This is a genomic window from Brasilonema bromeliae SPC951, assembly GCF_012912135.1.
In the GTDB taxonomy this organism is placed as follows: domain Bacteria; phylum Cyanobacteriota; class Cyanobacteriia; order Cyanobacteriales; family Nostocaceae; genus Brasilonema; species Brasilonema bromeliae.
The window spans coordinates 1-5577 of sequence record NZ_QMEB01000053.1; the positions used below are offsets into that span (position 1 = coordinate 1).

The following is a 5577-nucleotide window of genomic DNA, read 5'->3' on the forward strand; positions in this document are numbered from 1 at the left end:
AAGTAAGAAAAGCTAGAAAAGCAAGAGCCTTGAACATGAATTTCTCAATATAATTAATAAAAAACAGCAAAATAAGTTACATATCTTTATGTATTTTAAAGGCATAAAGTAACATAAGTCAACATTGTATTTATTGTCCACACTAAAAATAATGATAGTAGGAAAATAATGGTAGTTTGACCTCATTCAAAGGGAATATAACGATTTTCATTCCACGGAAATACACACAATCTCGTTTAAGTCAAGAGATGAAAATAGTCAACAGTGGTCAATAAACTGTTATCAAACTGATAATTGACTATTGATAACAGGTTACTATTTAAGTGACCTATAATTTTGAATACAGTATGCTTTTAGTAAAGTTGCGTAAACACTGTGTCGTTTGTCGAACTCATACGTTAAGTCATACATTTTCTAGGACGCGATCGCAAACAGACAAGCTGCACACTGTTATTACGTAAACAATTGCGCTAGTACCGCACAAGCGCAATCAAGGCAGTATTGCAAGCACTTATTCGTAGGAAAGTGGCTCGTTACGAGGAAATGGTTTTGTACTCAGTCAACACAGGTAGTTTACAGAACCAAGGTTTACCTATAGGATTTGAAATCAATGAGTAAAACAACTTTAAACCCCTACGTACAGAAGAGTACAACCGTGAATCATTGTTACTGTCGAGCCTGTGGGTCAACATTAAAGCATACCTTTGTTGATTTGGGAATGTCACCGCTTTGTGAAAGCTATGTGACATCTGAACAGCTTAACCAAATGGAGGCTTTCTATCCGCTGCACGTGTATGTGTGCGATCAGTGTTATTTGGTTCAACTTCAGGAATATGTCAGTCCGCAGGACATCTTTAGCGAGTATGCTTACTTTTCGTCTTACTCTGACTCCTGGCTACAACACGCCAAGAATTATACTGAAAAGGTCATAGCTCGCTTTGGATTGAACACCTCAAGTCAAGTGGTAGAAATAGCAAGTAACGATGGTTACTTGTTGCAATATTTCTTATCAAAAGGGATACCAGTTTTAGGTATAGAACCAGCGGCTAATATAGCTGAGGTCGCTAAAGCAAAAGGCATTTCCACAGTTGTAAAGTTTTTTGGAAGAAACACAGCAAATGAATTGGCTAGTGTTGGTAAGCAAGCCGATTTATTAGCGGCTAACAATGTACTGGCTCACGTACCTGATATAAACGATTTTGTTGCAGGTGCTAAAATTTTACTCAAGCCGGAAGGTGTGATAACTATGGAGTTTCCTCACTTAATGCGACTGATGGAGGAAAACCAGTTTGACACCATTTATCACGAACACTTCTCTTACTTGTCGTTGCTGACAGTTGAGAAAATTTTTGCAGATCACGGTTTAGCTATCTTTGATGTGGAAGAACTGTCAACTCATGGTGGTTCTCTGAGAATTTATGCTTGTCATGCAGAAGATAATTCTAAATCTATGAGTCAGCAGGTGATAGAGTTAAGAGCTAGAGAAGAAGCTGCTGGGTTTAACAACATAGAACATTATTTTTCATTCGCTAGAAAGGTTAAAGAAACTAAATTCAAACTTTTAGAATTTTTAATTTCGGCCAAACGAAAAGGCAAATCAATTGCTGGTTATGGTGCTCCTGGAAAAGGTAATACCCTTTTGAACTATTGTGGGATCAGAGAAGATTTTATTGATTACACTGTAGACCGTAACCCATACAAACAAGGCAAATTTTTACCAGGAACTCATATACCAATCTTTCATCCAGACAAGATTCAAGAGACAAAGCCAGACTATCTGCTGATTCTACCTTGGAATTTGAAAAACGAGATCATGTCGCAGATGTCATATGTACGTGATTGGGGTTGTCAATTTGTCGTACCCATTCCTGAAGTCAGTGTCTATTCTTGAATCAGCTACCAATCAACTCAAGCTTAATTTGAATTGAATCGTAAGGAAAAGGAGAAGTTACGATGAAAGTAGTTTTATTTTGTGGTGGCTTAGGAACAAGGTTAAGAGAATCGTCTACTAATGTTCCTAAGCCTATGGTTCATATTGGCTACCGACCAATTTTGTGGCATGTTATGAAATACTATGCCCACTACGGGCACAAAGATTTTATTTTGTGTCTTGGTTATAAAGCAGACGTTATTAAAAATTATTTCCTCAATTATGATGAGTGTGTTTCCAATGATTTTACTTTGCAGGAGGGAGGTAAAAAAATAAAACTTGTTAATAGTGATATTGAAGATTGGAAGATTACTTTTGTCGATACAGGATTGACTTCAAATATTGGTCAAAGATTGCAAGCCATAGAACAATATTTAGAAGGTGAGGAAGTCTTTTTAGCCAATTATAGTGATGGCTTAACAGATTTACATCTACCTGACATTATTGAAGACTTTCATAGACATAATAAAATAGCTAGTTTTCTCTGCGTGAAACCATCCCAGAGTTTTCATTTAGTTTCTATGGAAGAGAATGGTTTAGTCTCGGATATCCAAGATGTCAAACAAGCTGGTATTCGGATAAATGGAGGATTTTTTGTTTTTAACAAAGAAATTTTTAAATACATCGAACCTGGGGAAGAATTGGTACTTGAACCATTTCAGCGATTAATGAAATTACAACAGCTGATTGCTTATAAATACAATGGCTTTTGGGCTTGTATGGATACTTTCAAAGAGCAACAGCAGTTAGATGATATGTATTGTCAAGGAAACGCTCCTTGGACAGTTTGGAAGTGTCTTGAAAGAAAGGGAAAATCTTTGGAATATACTCCGAGTCACCATGTTGCTTCTCATTCTATGCCAGTTAGTTTAGCTTAAGAGTAAATACCAATCAAATGACAGTAGATATCCTCAATACACATCTACTGTCATTGCTGTTTTTAGTAAGTATGTCAGCCAAAGTATTCCTTATTATTAAATAATTCGCAATATGCTGAAATTTGATTTAGAAAAAAATAGTGATTTAAGTTATAAAGTTTTGTGTTTAGGGGCGCATTGCGATGATATAGAAATTGGTTGTGGAGGTACGATATTAAGATTGATAGAAAATTACCCAAATCTTACATTTTATTGGGTTGTTTTTAGTTCCAATGAACAAAGAGAAAAGGAAGCTTATAACAGTGCAAATAAGTTTTTAGAAAAAATTCCAGAAAAGAAGATCTTAATACAACAATTTCAAGATGGTTTTTTGCCCTACCTGGGAAGTGAAGTTAAACAGTTTTTTGAGCAATTAAAGCGAGATTATAACCCCGATCTCATTTTTACTCATTACCGCCATGATTTGCACCAAGATCATCGCTTGATATCTGATTTTACTTGGAACACATTTAGAAATCATCTCATTCTAGAATATGAAATACCTAAGTACGATGGAGATTTAGGAAATCCTAATTTCTTTGTTCATTTAAGCCAAGAAAATTACCAAAACAAAGTCAAGTATATTCTTGACAGCTTTCCATCACAAAATAGCAAACAATGGTTTACAGAAGAAATATTTTTATCCATTCTAAGATTGCGAGGAATGGAATCTAATGCACCCAGTAAGTATGCTGAAGGTTTTTATTGTCGCAAAGTCGTTTTTTAGCTTGCTTACTCTACTGACACTGTTATCTCACTGAGAACTTGCATTATTCTCCATAAGAGGCGGAGCCTCTGTATTCTCGTTACCAGGCTCAGCCTGGTAACGAGTGTTGGGAGGTTCTACCTCCCCAGTACTAAAAGCCAAATAACAATAATGTCCAATGTAACATTAATTATCCTTTTCTGATTGGTCTTTTTACCGTATATGCAAGCAAGCTGAATGACATTTAGCAACTAACAATTTTTAGAAAAGGTGAAAAACATGAATATAACTGATCTTAAGCAGAAGGTTAACCCAAATGAAGTTAGCCACCAAATGTACCAGTTGATCTCCGAATTATATCCTATTTGCCGTAGTATAACTGGCAATGGTTTTCGAGAAACGCTACATTGGATTTCAAAACATATTGAATTAACTAAGCATGAAGTTCCCAGTGGTACTCAAGTGTTTGATTGGACAGTACCCAGAGAGTGGAATATTAAAGATGCGTATATTAAGAATTCTCAAGGAGAAAGAATTATAGACTTTAATAAATCAAACTTGCATGTTGTTAACTACAGCGTACCTATTCACCAAAAGATACTTTTAGAGGAACTAAAGAAACATCTATTTACCCTACCCGAACACCCTGATTGGATTCCTTATCGGACTTCATATTATAAGGAAAGCTGGGGCTTTTGTCTCAGTCACAATCAACTCTTGGAATTAGAGGATGAAGAGTATGAAGTGTGCATTGATTCTTCTCTAGAGAATGGTCATCTGACATATGGCGAGTATTACCTCAAAGGAGACAAACCAGACGAAGTGCTGATATCATGCCATGCTTGTCATCCATCACTTGGTAATGATAACCTCTCTGGAATTGCTCTTTCCACATTCCTGGCAAAATATCTCACTCAAATAAACCTTTCATACTCTTATCGATTTATCTTTATTCCTGGAACTATCGGTTCCATCACTTGGCTTTCTTTAAATGAAAGTCAGGTTCACAAGATTAAACACGGTTTAGTTTTAACTTGTGTTGGTGATTCAGGTAAGTCTACTTATAAAAAAAGTCGTCGAGGTGATGCTGAAATTGATAAAGCTGTGACTCATGTCCTCAAGCATTCTCATCAAGATTATGACATCATAGATTTCTTTCCTTATGGCTACGACGAACGGCAGTTTTGTTCACCAGCATTTAACTTACCTGTTGGCTGTTTCATGAGGACACCGCACAGTTGTTATCCTCAATATCATACTTCAGCAGACAATTTGGATTTCGTACAACCCCAGTCCCTCGCCGATTCATTCTCCAAGTGCTTGTCAACTCTACATATTCTAGAAAACAACAAAAAATACTTAAACCAAAATCCAAAATGTGAACCGCAGTTGGGTAAAAGGGGTTTATACAGCGCCATCGGTGGACAGACGGATACGAAAATGACTGAACTCGCAATGTTGTGGGTTCTGAATTTGTCTGATGGCGATCATACCTTACTGGATATTGCAGATAGAGCCGGTATGAGTTTTGATTTTATCAATAAGGCAGCAAATATGCTCCTGGAACATGATTTAGTGAAGTACCCCCCTGCATAGGCAGACGGGGCTTCCTGTCTCACAGGCAGATGCCACCCTAGTGTCAGTCTCGTAGTCGTTTGGTTCAGAAAATCTCTACGTTTATCAGCTATCGGCTTGTGATACCGCGCTAGTTTGGCGTAGTACTTTTTGGCATTGCTTGAAGCCTTTTCCCCCTTGTCCATTCCTTCACCAACAGGTTTTGACCACACCCGTTAAAATTGCCTGGCGGTTCATCTACCTGCGCCTTAAGCCAAGTTGGTCCCCCATTAGCTTGTCCACCATTCGCTTGGGAAGCGCCATCGGAAGAGTCCAGTTTAACAGGCGTTGCGGCACGACTGCATATCGGACACGAGGATTTGGGACAGTCAGGGCTTTCCAAACAGCCTCGCCAATCCGCTCTGGCGAATAACCATTCCGCCCTTTGGGAATCGCGTTCTCACGAGCCT

The 5577-nt window shown here is 37.7% G+C and carries 4 protein-coding genes and 1 pseudogene; 4 read left to right on the forward strand and 1 reads right to left on the reverse strand.

The genetic code is table 11. The features are described from left to right. Positions 1–610 precede the first annotated feature (610 nt). From DP116_RS09230 to DP116_RS09245, 4 genes are all read left to right on the forward strand, one after another. A complete protein-coding gene (locus DP116_RS09230) occupies positions 611–1891 on the forward strand; it encodes a class I SAM-dependent methyltransferase (RefSeq protein ID WP_169154912.1) in 1281 nt (426 codons plus the stop codon). A 62-nt stretch (positions 1892–1953) separates the two neighbouring features. Then, positions 1954–2808: a glucose-1-phosphate cytidylyltransferase gene (locus DP116_RS09235; protein WP_169154913.1), complete on the forward strand. Its 855-nt coding sequence runs from the start codon at positions 1954–1956 to the stop codon at positions 2806–2808. A 112-nt stretch (positions 2809–2920) separates the two neighbouring features. After that, the gene (locus DP116_RS09240; protein ID WP_169154914.1) at positions 2921–3574 is read left to right on the forward strand and encodes a PIG-L deacetylase family protein; all 654 of its coding nucleotides are present in this window, start codon (positions 2921–2923) and stop codon (positions 3572–3574) included. Between the two features lie 258 nt (positions 3575–3832). Then, positions 3833–5149 (forward strand): DUF4910 domain-containing protein, encoded by a 1317-nt coding sequence (locus DP116_RS09245; RefSeq protein WP_169154915.1) that lies wholly within the window; start codon positions 3833–3835, stop codon positions 5147–5149. A gap of 216 nt (positions 5150–5365) precedes the next feature. Here DP116_RS09245 and DP116_RS29140 read toward each other — a convergent pair. After that, positions 5366–5577 (reverse strand): annotated as a pseudogene (locus DP116_RS29140) (oxidoreductase); the annotation flags it as partial.